A 14,831-nucleotide genomic window follows, 5' to 3' on the forward strand; every position below is an offset into this window, starting at 1 on the left:
ACTCATCGCTGAAAACTTATTTATAACTCCGCTGGGTCAGTTTCACGTTTTCGAACACCAGTTCTTCTTTGTTAAGCACTTCAGGCTTGTCGTCTCCCTGATATTCCCAGGCAGCAACGTAGGCATAATTGGCATCATCGCGGAGGGCTTCACCGTCGGGTGTCTGGTACTCCTCCCGGAAGTGTCCACCACACGATTCATTCCGATTGAGGGCATCTTCAACCATTAAAGCGCCCAATTCGATAAAGTCAGCTACGCGTGATGCCTGTTCCAGAGCCTGGTTCATTTCCTGCGATTCGCCCAACACTTTTACATTCGTCCAGAATTCTTTTTTGAGCGCCTTGATTTTTTCACGGGCAATTGTCAGCCCTTCGGCAGTACGCCCCATTCCGCAGTATTCCCACATGATGTGGCCCAGTTCCTTATGTAAATCATCAACAGGCCGCTCACCTTTAATAGCTAATAAGCGATCAATCTGGTCATGTATTTTCTTTTCGGCTTCCTTGAATACCGGCGCATCAACAGGCAGTTTATCGGCAGGACCGATGGTTGCCAGATAATCACCGACAGTGTAAGGAATCACGAAATAACCATCGGCCAGCCCCTGCATCAAGGCCGAAGCGCCAAGTCGGTTCGCACCGTGATCGGAGAAGTTTGCTTCACCAAGTGCATACAGACCAGGAATCGTGGTCATTAAGTTATAATCTACCCACAAGCCACCCATCGTGTAGTGAACAGCCGGATAGATCATCATCGGCGTTTCGTATGGATTTTCGCCGGTGATTTTTTCGTACATCTCGAAGAGGTTACCGTATTTGGCCTCAATGGTTTTTTGGCCATCGCGTTTGATCGCGTCGGCAAAGTCCAGATATACCGCCAAACCGGTTTTACTCACACCACGACCTTCATCACAGACGTATTTGGCATTACGCGATGCGACATCGCGCGGCACGAGGTTACCAAACGAAGGATAACGGCGTTCGAGGAAGTAATCTCGTGCATCTTCGGCAAGGTCATTCGCTTTCAGCTGACCCTTCTGAATTTTTTGCGCGTCTTCTTTTGATTTGGGTGCCCAAACCCGACCATCATTCCGTAGCGACTCCGACATCAGCGTCAGTTTCGACTGATAATGGCCCGATACCGGAATACAGGTTGGGTGAATCTGCGTGAAACAAGGATTACCGAACAAAGCTCCTTTTTTGTGAGCACGCCATGCCGCCGTAGCATTCGATCCCATCGCATTAGTCGACAGATAGAATACGTTGCCATAGCCTCCTGTGCAAAGGAGAACGGCGTGGCCCGAATGTGACTCAATTTTACCGGTAATCAGGTTCCGGGTAATAATGCCTCTCGCTTTGCCGCCTTCAACGACAAGGTCAAGCATTTCGGTGCGGGGAAACAATTTCACCTTTCCATTGGCCACCTGACGGCTCAACGCCGAGTAGGCACCTAACAGCAACTGCTGCCCGGTCTGGCCACGAGCGTAGAACGTACGCGACACCTGCGATCCGCCGAATGACCGGTTTGCCAGTAAGCCGCCGTACTCACGAGCAAACGGCACACCCTGCGCTACGCACTGATCAATAATATTGACACTGACTTCAGCAAGCCGATGGACGTTTCCTTCGCGAGCGCGGTAGTCGCCCCCTTTAATCGTATCGTAAAACAGCCGAAACACGCTGTCACCATCATTCTGGTAGTTCTTTGCGGCATTTATACCACCCTGAGCTGCAATAGAGTGCGCCCGGCGCGGACTATCCTGAAAGCAAAATGCTTTAACATTATAACCTAGTTCGGCCAGCGATGCAGCAGCAGATGCGCCTGCCAGACCTGTACCAACGACAATAATATCGTATTTCCGCTTGTTGGCCGGATTTACCAGTTTCAAGCCGAATTTCTGCCGTGCCCACTTTTCGGCTAAAGGGCCTTCGGGAATTTTAGACTCCAGTTTCATTCCTTCTAAAAAGTAAAAGGCGAAAGAGTGGAAGAGTGGAAGGATGACTGGAAGATTACTAGTCGCCCTTTCGCTCATTCGCTCTTTCACTCATTATATAATTCCATGAACCTGTAAAAACACGTAAATCGGCATCGCTGCAAAAGCCGCAGGAATGATGATCGCAAAAAAGTATTTGCCCACAAATTCAATCAGGGGGGTGTATTTCTTATGCCGAAGGCCAAGCGTTTGAAAGCCGCTCTGAAAACCGTGAGCCAGGTGATAGCCAATGGCAACCATACACACGACATAGAGGAGTACGTACCACCATTGGCTAAAAGCTACTTTCACAACGGCATACAAGTCTTTGTACTCCTTACCATCATATTCGGCCATCGGAACAGATCCAAAGTGCATCTCGTACCAGAACGTCCGCATGTGAATGATAATAAACAGCAACAGGATTGTGCCCAGAATACCCATGTTACGTGACGACCAGTCACTATTCGCTTCGGGCTTACTGTAAGCATATTTCACTGGCCGCGACGCCTGATTATGGCGGGTTAGTATCCAGGCCATAAGTGCGTGTACCAGAATGGACGTATACAGCAGATAAGAGACAGTAAGGATAAGCGGATTGTGGGTCATGAAGTATGTGTACTCATTAAAAGCCCGTCCATTATCCCCTTTGAAAAGCTGTAAATTACCAGCCATGTGAACTATCAGAAAGGTACTGAGAAAAAGCCCCGTCAGCGACATGATAACCTTTCGGCCGAGGGAGCTGGATAGTGTTTGTATTACCCAAGCCATATGGTAAATGACACGAAAATTTAGTGGTAAACTATTGAGAAAAAGCCGATTTAAACGGCGCATCAAAGCTAAAGCACAAACCCCATGCAAACAACTTTACGCCCCATTTTCAACGAACTTCTGTCTAATATAGAGCCGGTAAAAATTAGACAAACGGCCTGTTTTGCTAACAGAGTGTGTCAAATTTTTGTTTGCCTTTGCGGGCTAAAAAGAGGAGAATAAGTCAAAAGTATCCTATCTATTAAACAGACTAGTCGTGTCTTTAACCGAGAATCCTGATAATCAATCGCTTATTCGCAAGAAGAGTCTATTTCTTGAATAAACGCAAGAAGTCATGTTATTTTGCCGCTCACACCGGCAGTCATCAGCATACATTTTCAAAAAATCACCTGTCATCCGTTTGTCTCCTATTTTATGAAAGCATACGTATTTCCTGGCCAGGGCTCCCAGTTCCGGGGTATGGGTCGTGATATCTACCAAAACTCCGAAGCAGCTCGTAAACTCTTCGATCAGGCGAATCAACTATTGGGTTATGATTTGACCCGGATTATGTTCGAAGGAACAGACGAAGAGTTAAAACAAACCATTTATACGCAGCCAGCAGTGTTACTCCATGGCGTTGTGCTGGCCCTTACTGCGGAATCATTTGCTCCTGATATGGTAGCAGGGCACTCGCTTGGTGAACTATCTGCCCTGACAGCGGCTGGTGTATTATCGTTCGAGAATGGCCTGAAACTGGCTTCAATTCGGGCAACTGCCATGCAGAAAGCCTGCGAACTGGCTCCATCCAGCATGGCCGCCGTGTTGGGTTTAGCCGATGAGGTGATTGAGCGAATCTGCGCAGGAATTACCGGTGAAATTATAGTACCTGCCAATTACAATTGTCCCGGACAGGTTGTGATTTCGGGCAGTATTTCAGGAATTGAACTGGCAGCCGAACAACTTAAGGCCGCCGGGGCAAAACGTGTTTTACCGCTGGCAGTAGGTGGCGCATTTCATTCTCCCTTCATGGAACCCGCTCGCGAAGAATTTGCCAACGCCGTCGAAGCGATGTCATTTAGTGAGCCCCGCTGCCCAGTTTACCAGAACGTAAACGCTCAGCCAACAACAGATCCGAGTGCAATAAAAGCGAACCTGATTGCCCAGTTAACAGCACCAGTTCGATGGACCCAGTCGGTTGAAAAAATGTCTGCCGATGGCGCAACTGAATTTACGGAATGTGGTCCGGGAAAAGTTTTACAGGGACTAATAAAAAAAATAGTATCAACTGCTGTAGTAGCATCCGTATAAGCAAAAATACCGGCTGATAGTCAGCATAAAACTGGGAGAGCGAAGCAAAAATCAGATTTTTTTAAGGCAGATACTTGTTTTTGACACAATCAGCCTGTTATCTTTGCACTCGCAATTGCCCGATCGTCTAAGGGTAGGACGACAGATTTTGGTTCTGTTTGTGGAGGTTCGAATCCTTCTCGGGCAACAAAAAAGCCGCTTAATGTAAATTAGGTGGCTTTTTTCATTTATTAGTTATCAAAAAGAAAAAATCGGATACTTCAACTTGTTGCATTATAAATACTATTTAATTTGCTAATTGTGCAAGAAATGATTATTATTGCCAAGATAGTAACCAGATGTAACAATAGCTGCCGGTTCGTGACAAAACGAATTTATAATTGACTATAAGATCATTTAACAAAATTCGTTCTGTACATGAAGAGTGATAGGTAATATAATTCGTGTTAATACTGATAATTTATCGTTACAATTTTGCTGTACACACAATCTCAATGTGACCGTGCCTTTCTGTTTACGTCAGATTGATATAATGTTTTGAATTTTAATGCATTTTAGATACATGGAGAAGGACGAAAAGGTCAGACGCAACCGCGCTAAAACAACTCAGCGCATCGTTGAAGCGTTAGAAGAAGTCATTGCAGAGAGGGGTCTGGAAGGAGTTGGAGTCAATCGGGTTGCAGAGAAGGCTAATGTCAGTAAAGTGCTGATTTATCGCTACTTCGGCGGTATGGAAGGACTTCTGGAATACTATGTAAAAATGGGCAAACTATTCCCAGTATTCAACCCAGCTGTCTTAGACCAAATTCGTCCTTTACAAGAGTCTGATGTGGCTCGTATCTGGTATCGCCAAGTTATCCAGACCTATCGTTATTTCCGTACATTTAAAGCAGCCCGTGAAATCCTGAAAGCAACTGTTATCGAAAATGATTCGATTGCAGAAACAACAGCACGAGCACAAGACGAAGAAATGACACGCCTTGTCGAGCAGCTTTCATTTGTTAAGGGGGCCGATACACAGGCCATTTCGGCCATTGTTCTTGGCGCTATGACCTACCTAACGATCATGGCTCAGAACGATCGTACCATGATCAGTATTGATCTTCGGAGTGAAGAAGGATGGAAACGCATCGAAAATGCGGTTAAAACCATTTATATCGCTCTGAATAAAATGGCGATTCAGTCAAAAGAGGTTAATCTGGAGTTACAGTCGGCTCATCTGCCAATGGCCCAGTGGTAAGTTTTAGTTTAAACAAGTCGAGCTTTTAAGTTATAGATTAGTGCTAATCTATAACTTAAAAGCTCGACTTGTTTAAATCGACCTACTGAACCTGTACAGTTTTCAAATCAGGCCCAACTCCTGAGCTGCTTGTATGGCATACTCCAGCGACTCATGAACGCATTGTGTCGGTGTTTTCCTGCCACTCATTGGCGCCGATTTCGTTGTTAATGTGAAACTTGCGTGAGTCTACACGGCTACTCCAGAAAGCCAACTCTTCTAATAATAGCATTTCAGGAATAAATGGCTATTAGATTCGCTTATCGGCCGTGCGCATGGCCTGATCGACCAGTCCGGCCAACCCGAGGTCTACCCACACGAATTAGTGCCCCGGAATCGGTACGCATTAGTCCATAACGGATGCAGATTCCGTAGAATGTTTTCGATGCATCGGTGGTTTCGTTGCTAAAGTCGTAGTAGCCTGTTGTCAGGCCAATTCCCAGGCGAGGAGCTACCTGAGCGATTATATTATAGGTAAGTTCCAGCATCAGACTCCCCTGCTGATCGAAGACCCGGCCAGCTCCAATTGTCATTTCATTGGCAAAGACGCCGTAATTGGCAACATCCATTGTTACCCGGCCTTCAACGAACAGCGTAGAATCCGGACGCAGTGAATTTCGCCCAAAAGCAATACCCAGGTCGATTACATTAAATGTTTTACCAATCTCTATACTCTGTGCAATACGATCGTTGGGCTTTCCGGCGCCTGTATAAATCAAAAATGGCGAAGAACGCACATACCAGGGAGCCGCTTTAAAATTAAAAACCGAGCGTGTTGAATCTTCCGGCGAACGACTAAGGGTACGATAAGTTTCTCTATTTTGATTGGCTCGCGTTTGTGTCGAGTCTGCTGATGACTGCGCTTGCAGTTTTGTTGTCTGCGCCGATAAAATGATGCTAAACAATGCCAGAAAACGTATTACCATAGCAGACAAAGTGCGTTATGAGCGTATAACTTACCAATTACAAAAAAAAGGAACCGCCTTCAACGAGCGGTTCCTTTTTTTGCATTTTTTACTAGCTATCGGCTCGCTACGGCCGATCTCCTGGTATGAATTTTTTGAATGACCCACTTGCCTACCTGTTCCCCTTCAATCTGTCCATTCACTAAAGCTGATCTATAGTGAATACCGCCATACATTCGGCTGATCGATGCTTCATCGGCAGCATCCCGGAACGACTTAAACGACCGGACACCATGCCCATATTGAAATTCGGTTGAGTCGGTAAAGGCAACGTTGTCGCCCATGAGGCTTGTCAATACCGTAGCCGCTGCGGTTGAAATCACACTGTGGCCGCTGGGATATTCGGGAAAGGGTGGTGTTTGAAGAAAGGGAGTCCATTTGGGGTCAATAGACTTGTTGATAACGGTTTCGGGCCGAACCGTTTTACTCCGGTATTTTTCGTCCCAGCAGGAAATGAAACCATCGGTCAACGCAAATGAAGTAAGTGCATATGCCTCAACAGTTTGCATCATATTCAGCTTTTTCTTCCGGGCCACAGTTTGGGCAATTCCCAGCCAATGACCGCCGGGAGTCATTTTCTTGCTGGCATACATAACATGGCCAGCAACATTCATAACGAAGGCATTATCATCCCAGAAATAGGCAATGTCCTGCTTCTGCTTATCCAGGTTTTTGCCGGTTTGATACACTTCATCCAGTTCCTTTTCATAAGGGCTTCCCTTTTTTAAACTATACGGTAAAGGACGTGGAGGCATAAACTGGTTGCAGGTATCCATTGCCCAGCAACGTATTTTGTTCCATTGCGGCTCGGCAGCATCCATATAGGCCGGGGGCGTTGGTACCCAGGTTCCTTCTTCGTTGGTAACGGTATGCTTAAAACCACGGGTTTGCTTGTAGTTATCCTTCGCAGCATAATCCAGAATATGCTTGGCAATCGTTTCTCCGTAAGCCATCGAACGATCGTAAACGTCATCAGGCAGGCCATCTTTTTTATACTGCTGGTAAAACGACTTTTCAAATTCGTCGTAGTATTCAACAGTGAACGTGAGCGCACGCGCAACGGTCAGCAATGCATGTGTACTGGCGAGTGGAAAACAATACTCCTTTCCAGCCTGAGGCTTCGGGCTTGCCTGAAATCGTTTTAATTTCCCACCTAATGACTCATATTGAGCATCATAAGGCACAAGTGCTTCATAACCCGCCAGATTAGCATACGCATAAATCCGGCTGGCAACTGGTGGTGAAAAAATATCGTGAATAATAACCTGTGTCAGTTTGTTTAAAGCCGCATTATAGTTTTCTGCATTGGCAGCCCTGGCATTGTATTCGGCTGAAGATGCAGGCTTCTGGCAACTGGCAAATGTAACAAGCAGAATGGCCAGTAGAAGACTGAATCGAAGCGAAACGTTCATAATATAGTTTGACAAGTTAATACGGAATCTGATCAGTTGTTTACCAACCAATTGTTACAAAATTAAGGGAAAATATCGGACAAAATGGAGTCAGATACCGATTCTGACTAATTACAATGGCTTAAAGAGTTGTATTCCCATTCCATTTCGAGCGACGGCAATCAGTAATCCCTTTGGTGTCTGGATGGGGCGAATATCACGAATTTCACCATTAAGCAGAAATCCAGAATCTACGGGCGACAACGCAGTAAAATTCCCCTTTCCATCGTTTATCAATACTAATCCATAACTAGCATCATAACGCCCCTGATACATACTAACCCCATAGAAGTTCCCACCGCCTAACACGTCGAGATCGCCGTCGTTGTCAATATCTATAGCCTGTAGCGCAAATAACTTTGAAACCTGGGCCATCATGGGTAGTTCATGGATAACAAACCTACCATTCTGGTTTTCCAGATAAATCGACGCGAATTGATTAACGGAATACTCCTCAGCCCCTTTTAAATCATCGTCTTTTAAGATATTATCCAGTGTTTGGCCCGCAAATGACACATAATCGGTAAATCGCTTATTAATAATACTGGGCATCTGTTTACCCAACTCATCTTTAAAGGCCAGCGGATACCAGTCCTTTCCACGATTATAGGCTATGATTTGCTCCGTACTTTGATTCCCGTCTATATCTTTTACCCACATGCGTAACTGCGAATCAGGCGCCTTTCGGAATTTGGTATTCGTCCCAAGATTACCCGCCATCAGATCGATATCGCCATCGCGGTCAAAATCAGCAGCAATGACTCGCTGGTAGAATCCATTTAAGGGGGTCTCGTCTGCCGTGATCGGTTTGACTTCAGAAAACCTGCCTTTGTCATTGGCAAAGATCCGGATAGGCATCCAGTCACCGGCCAGAATCAGATCCTGATCTTTATCGCCGTCGGAATCGGCCCAGACAGCGTCTGTAATCATCCCGGCTTTACGCAATCCGGCAGCAAGCTTATCGGTCTGATCCGAAAATCTGCCTTTTCCATCATTGATCAGTACATATGAATTGGGTGATTTACCATAGCCAAACCCTACCACTCGCCCGCCAACAAACAAGTCCAGATCACCATCTCGATCAATATCAACTGGCCGAACACAGCTTTTATTATCGTACATAGGCGGTAATGCAGTTGCCGAACGGCTGAAATGACCCTGCCCATCGTTCAGATAAAGTCGATCAAACTGCTCGGTCATCTGACCGTAAAACTCGTTCCCTCCCGATACTACGTACAAATCCAGATCTTTGTCGCCATCAGCATCGAAGAAAACGGCGTCAACGTCTTCGTACGTTGAGTCACGAACAAAGTCCGGTTGATTCGACGTAGTAAATCGGCCAGTAGGTTGCTGAATCAGTAAACTACCTGACTGCCATTTGGCTCCGCCTGCATATACATCAGCTAAACCATCGCCATTTACATCACCAATGGCCAGATGCGGACCTTCTGTCGATACTTTAAACGGCATTAATGACTCGCGGACGAAATCGAAATATTCGCTATTCTCGAGATGGCGATATGGAATTGAGTCTGATTTTGTCACATCGACGAAGCGGGCTTGCCTAGCGGGAGCAGTATACTGAAAAGTTGCTCCATCGAGTTTAGCATCGGCTTGATTCAGAATGATTTGCTGGTTGCTTTTTACATTTTTGTGAACCTCCATGCGCTGAGTTGGCCAGATCACGATCAGCGAGTCAATGCTGTCATGGTGGCCAAGGCCAAATAATAATTCAGGAGCTACCGACGACTCAAAACCCCGCGTTGGCATCAGTTGCTGCACTAATGTAGTGTCGTTATACTTCAGGATAACCTTTGCCCCTACCCCAAATGTATTCGGTGAATCGCCCTTCAATTTAACCGTCAGGTATTTGTTATCAGGAAATAGAGAATTAGCTTCATTTCGATAAAGCCCGGCAGGGTCATCAATATTGTTCGTAATCAGATCAAGATCACCGTCGTTATCCAGATCAGCATAAGCAGCCCCATTCGAATAATTTGGTACCTCAAACCCCCAGGCAACCGATTTATCGTCGAATCTCAGGGAAGGTGTACCCCGATATAAATAGTTGTGTACTTTTCCTTCAGGCATCAGCTTGACGGCTCGTTCATCAAGTGAACGTGATGTTTCAACCGCATACCGTAACGAGTCATCGGCCGCAAACTTGACGTAGTCCAGATTATTAGGCCGATGTACAATACCATTCGTAATAAACAGGTCTTTTATGCCATCATTATCATAATCTGCCAGCAATGGTGACCAGCTCCAATCGGTAGCAGCCATACCCGCCATAGCACCAATATCCATGAATTTCTTTCCGGATAGGTTTAGTTGCAGACAGTTCCGGCTATATTGGTTCATGTAGCCGAAGGCCAGTTTATAGAGGTAAATATCAAGTGGATCTTCGCCCAAAGATGATTTTTCAACTGTTTCATCCTCTGGGTACATATCTAGTGTCACAATATCAGCGAATCCATCGTTATTGACGTCTGCAATGTCGTTACCCATTGAGAAGCGACTAGTATGCTGAAACGATTTTTTTATGCTCTCAGTAAATGTGCCGTTCTGGTTATTGATGTAATAGTAGTCGTCTTCGTGAAAATCGTTTGAAATGTATAAATCCTCCCAACCATCGTTGTTAAGGTCAGCTACCGAAATACCAAGTCCATAGCCCATAGCGGCTCCGAAAATGCCCGCTTTTTCACTCACGTTGGTGAATCGGGCAATTTTTCCAGCCGGGCTCTTTCCCGCTTTTGATACAGTCTGATTTTCGTACAGGTAATCGCCAGACTCATTGTGGCGTAGGTTACGGGCAGAAACCCGGTCATAACTGCGGGATGTATGCACGGCATGATTAAGCAGATAACAGTCAAGGTCGCCATCGTGGTCATAGTCAAAGAAGGCCGCCTGGGTAGAGAAGCCTGTAAAATCTAACCCATAATCAGCCGCTTTTTCGGAAAATGTTCCATCTCCATTGTTGATATATAATTCATTGGCACCCTCTAATCCCCGAAAATTACCCACTGCACAAACGTATATATCGAGAAAGCCATCACCATTCACGTCGGCCATAGTCGAACCCGTTTGCCAATCCGAAAATCCTTCGACACTTGCTTTGGCCGTAATATCCTCGAATTTAAAATTGCCTTTATTAAGGTATAACTTATTCTTGCCCTGATTTGAAACAAAGTATAAATCGGTAAGGCCGTCGTTGTTGATATCACCAGCAGAAACACCGCCACCATTATAAAAGTAGAGGTAATCAAGGATATTGATTTTTTCGGTCGGTACGAGATGATTGATAAAACCTACACCCGTTTGCGTTGAGTCAAGAGTCTGGAAAAGCGGCTTTTCCGATTTAAATGAATTGCAGCCTGTCAACAAAAACGTACAGGCAACCAGTAATAGACTAATTCTTTTCATTGTAGGTAAGTTATTGACGTTTCTGCCATGATACTTATCCAGACGGTGCATCTGGATGCTAATGGTCGCCAATTTTCCGGGTGTTATAAGGGTTTTCTGGCCGTTGCCGGTGGTTGTTTTAACGCAAACACTTGAACACGGTCATTATTTTTAGCCAGAATGAGCTGTCTCTGGGCTAAAAGCTTCATCCGCCTGACTTGCCCACGGACGAAGAATCCACTGACAGCCGGATTTACCGCCTTATACTGAATAGAATGATCGGTTGCTTTGCCTTCGTTGTGAAGTACAACACCATAGCTGGCATCATAGCGACCGATTTCGGGGAGCACATCAAAAAAGTTTCCCGCCAAGGCCAGATCTGGTCGGCCGTCGCCATCATAATCCATAAATACAGCACTGCACATGGGCGAAATCTGAGCTTCGATAGGCAGTGGTTGAAACATAAATTTGCCTTTGCCAGTATTCAGCAGCAATACTGATGCGCCGGTAAACGATCGTTTTATTACTGCCTGCTTTAACTGATCTTCATCTAAAAGATCAGTTATTTTTTTGCCTGCATAATCGCCGAATTTGACATACTTCTTCTTGATACTGGGCATCTCTTTCTGCAAATCCTGCTTCAGCACCATCGGATACAGTTCTCCTGTTTCATCGGCGCAGTTAATAATTTGTTCGACTGTACCATTATGATCAAAATCCCCAACATAAAGTTCAGCGGGCGTGCTTTGGGTAGCTCGTATTCGCGAATTCTGCCCCAGATTACCAACCAATAGATCGAGATCCCCATCGCCATCTGCATCACCCGCAGTAACACAATTCCACCAACCTTCTGTTTTCAGATTCTCTCCCGTTGCCGCAGAAATCGTCATTTCCGGCGTCTGGCTCAATCGTCCATGCTTGTTTTCAAATACGCGTATTGGCTCCCAATCTCCTACCACAATCAGTTCCGGATAGTGATCGCCATTGAGGTCAGCCCAGGTTGCAGCGGTAATCATACCTAACTGGTCAGCATCTGGTAACGACCGTTTGGTGTAATTCTTAAAATTCCCCGTACCATCGTTTGTAAGCAAATAACTGGCAGGATTCCGACCATATTGGCCCGGAATCAATCGGGAGCCAATAAATAGATCGATATCTCCATCCTGGTCAAAGTCGGCAGCCGCTACACAGGAGCCACTGGCTTTCAGATTTGGAAGGCCGGTTTCTGAACGCGTAAATCCCCCCTTGCTATCATTCAGGTATAAGCGATCTAGTAATTCGTCGGCCTCGGCTCCAAACTCATTACTTCCAGACACAACGTATAGGTCTAAATCCCGGTCGCCATCAGCATCAAATAAAACTGCATCGACAGCCTCATAAGTTGTATCCTGCCGAATCGCAGCCGGTGTTTTATCCACAAATCGGCCAGCCTGCTGAATAAATAACCGGTGCTGTTGCCCGCTAGCTCCTCCTAAAAAGGCATCATCCAGGCCATCTCCATTTACATCACCAGTCGCTAAAGCTGGCCCCTGGGTAGAAAACTGTTGCTTTACTAGTGCATCGCGGTTATAGTCTACGAATGGGCTCTCCTTATGAACAAAATTCAGTCCTGATGTACTTGAATTATCCAGAAAGATGGGTCCCTGCTGGATAATAGCTGCTTTCCAACGTTGAGAAGCATCCTCCTGTCGTAAGGTCAGCATTTGGTTCGCTTTGGGCTGATGTAGCGTTTGCATACGGTCATCCGGCCATATAACCACAACAGAATCAATCTGAGGATGCTTTCCAAGGCCAAAAACCATGTTGAGATCAACCGACGATTGAAATCCACGATTCGGCATCTGTTGTAGCACCTGCATTTGTGGCTTTCTATCTATACCATGCTGGTACACAAACACGCTCGCACCGATTGCGTTTCGATTGAGACCTATTCCTTCCAGTTTTATTTTCAGGTAGTTCGTTTTATTATTCTCGATAGACAGGTTCTTATAAATGGCGACCGGAGCATTTACATTATTGACAATCAGATCTAAATCTCCGTCATTATCTAGATCGCCATAAGCTGCGCCATTTGAAAAATCGGGTTCAGATAGCCCCCAATCGAAAGCTTTGTTTGTGAATTGCAGATTTCCCTCATTGTGAAAAGCATAATTAGGAACGGCTTCGGAGGGGGCTTTGTCCAGAAATTCTTTGAAGTTAAACGCTCGTTGTCTGGCAATTTGAGCCATGTTTTCGCGATCGGCCAAAAAATTCACGAAGTCCTGATCCGTTACGTCTTTGGCAATACCATTCGCAACAAATATGTCTTTCAAGCCATCGTTGTCCATATCAAAAATTAGTGCACCCCAACTCCAATCGGTTGCCTGAACGCCTGAAAACCGTGCGATATCACTAAAAACCGGCAAACCTGCATTTCCGGGTTGATTGCCCTGATTCAGATGCAGCATATTCTGCATGATCTGGTAATGAAAATCGCGACTCAGTTTAATCTGCTCTAGATCATGGCTCTCAAAAGTGGATGTTTTTTTGAGCCGACGATCATTTCCCGGTAACATATCGGTGATGAAGATATCCAATCGGCCATCATTGTTGATGTCGGCTACATCGGCCCCCATCGACGAAAGGCTCGTGTGAGGCATGGCCTCTTTGATCGACTCCCGGAAGGTACCATTGCGGTTATTGATATAGAGATAATCCCGTTCATAAAAGTCGTTTGAAATGTAAATATCCGGCCAGTTATCCTCGTTAACATCACCAATGGTAATGCCCAGCCCGAACCCAATCAAACTCCCATAAATACCGGCTTCTTCTGAAACGTCAATAAAGTGAGGGACAGAAAGCGCGCTTCCGCCCACTTTTTTCTTTTTACTCTTCGTTTTCTGCTGATCGCCCTTCTCAACAGTCATGTTCCGAAATAGCTTATGCCCACCCAGCGAATCACGTTGCGATCTGATATTTGCATAAACTAGTTTACCGACCGGCATAAAGCTGTTATTAAGCAGATACATATCCAGGTCGCCATCGCGGTCGTAGTCGAAGAAAGCCGCATGTGTCGAAAATCCACCATCTGACAGTCCATATTCGGCGGCCCGTTCAGTAAATGTAGGAATACCGTCTGACCCGATTCCATTGTTGATGAAGAGTTCATTACCTCTCTTATCACCCGGTCTGATACCCGCATTACACACGTACAGATCCAGTAGTCCATCGCCGTTTACATCAGCGAACGTTGCACCCGTACTCCAGGCTCGTTTACCGGCAACGCCAGCTTTAGCCGTAACGTCGGAAAACTCCATTGATGCTGACTCCCGATTTGAGGTATTGAGAAATAGTTTATTATCTCCCATATTGGCAATCAGCAGCACGTCTGATAAGCCATCATTGTTGACATCACCAATTGCAACCCCACCGCCATTGTAGAAATTACGGTAATTGAAGATATTAAAATCTTTATCGTCGGTTACTGAATTGGTGAAATTGATTTGTGTCTCTTCAGCAGGCAGTTTTTGAAATAGCGGATCTGAGGGGGTCTGCTGTTTGGAATGACAACCGGTTAATAGACCTATTGTCAGAAGTAGGAAACTGATGCGCATTAGCACAGGTACATAAATAAAAACGTATTGTTATGGAAGTAGCAAAAGGTCTGGAAAGAGTCGTAGAAAAGGACTACAAAGATAAGAAATCTCTAGTGGCTTTTTTGC

Annotated in this window: 8 protein-coding genes and 1 tRNA gene; 3 read left to right on the forward strand and 6 right to left on the reverse strand. The window is 45.5% G+C overall.

Annotation, left to right across the window (positions count from 1 at the left end):
- Window positions 1-16 precede the first annotated feature (16 nt).
- Complete coding sequence (locus tag G8759_RS35210; RefSeq protein WP_167218448.1) at window positions 17-1,954, reverse strand: fumarate reductase/succinate dehydrogenase flavoprotein subunit; 1,938 nt, start codon at window positions 1,952-1,954, stop codon at window positions 17-19.
- A gap of 93 nt (window positions 1,955-2,047) precedes the next feature.
- On the reverse strand, window positions 2,048-2,743 hold the full coding sequence (locus tag G8759_RS35215; protein WP_167218450.1) for a succinate dehydrogenase cytochrome b subunit: 696 nt from the start codon (window positions 2,741-2,743) through the stop codon (window positions 2,048-2,050).
- Between the two features lie 414 nt (window positions 2,744-3,157).
- Here G8759_RS35215 and fabD point away from each other — a divergent pair, with 414 nt between their 5' ends.
- The 3 genes from fabD (at window position 3,158) to G8759_RS35230 (ending at window position 5,273) form a co-directional block, all read left to right on the forward strand.
- The gene (gene fabD / locus G8759_RS35220) at window positions 3,158-4,033 is read left to right on the forward strand and encodes an ACP S-malonyltransferase (protein WP_167218453.1); all 876 of its coding nucleotides are present in this window, start codon (window positions 3,158-3,160) and stop codon (window positions 4,031-4,033) included.
- A 116-nt stretch (window positions 4,034-4,149) separates the two neighbouring features.
- Window positions 4,150-4,220, forward strand: a tRNA-Gln gene (locus G8759_RS35225).
- 375 nt (window positions 4,221-4,595) lie between these two features.
- Complete coding sequence (locus G8759_RS35230) at window positions 4,596-5,273, forward strand: TetR/AcrR family transcriptional regulator (RefSeq protein ID WP_162388804.1); 678 nt, start codon at window positions 4,596-4,598, stop codon at window positions 5,271-5,273.
- Window positions 5,274-5,572: 299 nt separating this feature from the next.
- Here the strand turns inward: G8759_RS35230 and G8759_RS35235 are convergent, their stop codons facing one another.
- The 4 genes from G8759_RS35235 to G8759_RS35250 all read right to left on the reverse strand — a co-directional run bounded on the left by G8759_RS35235 (window position 5,573) and on the right by G8759_RS35250 (window position 14,723).
- The gene (locus G8759_RS35235; protein WP_232074070.1) at window positions 5,573-6,238 is read right to left on the reverse strand and encodes a hypothetical protein; all 666 of its coding nucleotides are present in this window, start codon (window positions 6,236-6,238) and stop codon (window positions 5,573-5,575) included.
- 95 nt (window positions 6,239-6,333) lie between these two features.
- Window positions 6,334-7,689 carry a vanadium-dependent haloperoxidase gene (locus tag G8759_RS35240; protein ID WP_167218455.1) on the reverse strand — a complete coding sequence of 452 codons (1,356 nt, stop codon included), beginning with the start codon at window positions 7,687-7,689 and terminating at the stop codon, window positions 6,334-6,336.
- Window positions 7,690-7,800: 111 nt separating this feature from the next.
- On the reverse strand, window positions 7,801-11,151 hold the full coding sequence (locus G8759_RS35245; protein ID WP_167218457.1) for a VCBS repeat-containing protein: 3,351 nt from the start codon (window positions 11,149-11,151) through the stop codon (window positions 7,801-7,803).
- 83 nt (window positions 11,152-11,234) lie between these two features.
- A complete protein-coding gene (locus G8759_RS35250) occupies window positions 11,235-14,723 on the reverse strand; it encodes a VCBS repeat-containing protein (protein ID WP_167218459.1) in 3,489 nt (1,162 codons plus the stop codon).
- Window positions 14,724-14,831: the final 108 nt, after the last annotated feature.

The sequence above is a fragment of the Spirosoma aureum genome (assembly GCF_011604685.1).
GTDB classification, from domain to species: domain Bacteria; phylum Bacteroidota; class Bacteroidia; order Cytophagales; family Spirosomataceae; genus Spirosoma; species Spirosoma aureum.

Coding starts and splice junctions, on each gene's coding strand:
- G8759_RS35210 (WP_167218448.1), bottom strand. CDS start 1,954: ATGAAACTGGAGTCTAAAATTCCCGAAGGCCCTTTAGCCGAAAAGTGG.
- G8759_RS35215 (WP_167218450.1), bottom strand. CDS start 2,743: ATGGCTTGGGTAATACAAACACTATCCAGCTCCCTCGGCCGAAAGGTT.
- fabD (WP_167218453.1), top strand. CDS start 3,158: ATGAAAGCATACGTATTTCCTGGCCAGGGCTCCCAGTTCCGGGGTATG.
- G8759_RS35230 (WP_162388804.1), top strand. CDS start 4,596: ATGGAGAAGGACGAAAAGGTCAGACGCAACCGCGCTAAAACAACTCAG.
- G8759_RS35235 (WP_232074070.1), bottom strand. CDS start 6,238: ATGGTAATACGTTTTCTGGCATTGTTTAGCATCATTTTATCGGCGCAG.
- G8759_RS35240 (WP_167218455.1), bottom strand. CDS start 7,689: ATGAACGTTTCGCTTCGATTCAGTCTTCTACTGGCCATTCTGCTTGTT.
- G8759_RS35245 (WP_167218457.1), bottom strand. CDS start 11,151: ATGAAAAGAATTAGTCTATTACTGGTTGCCTGTACGTTTTTGTTGACA.
- G8759_RS35250 (WP_167218459.1), bottom strand. CDS start 14,723: ATGCGCATCAGTTTCCTACTTCTGACAATAGGTCTATTAACCGGTTGT.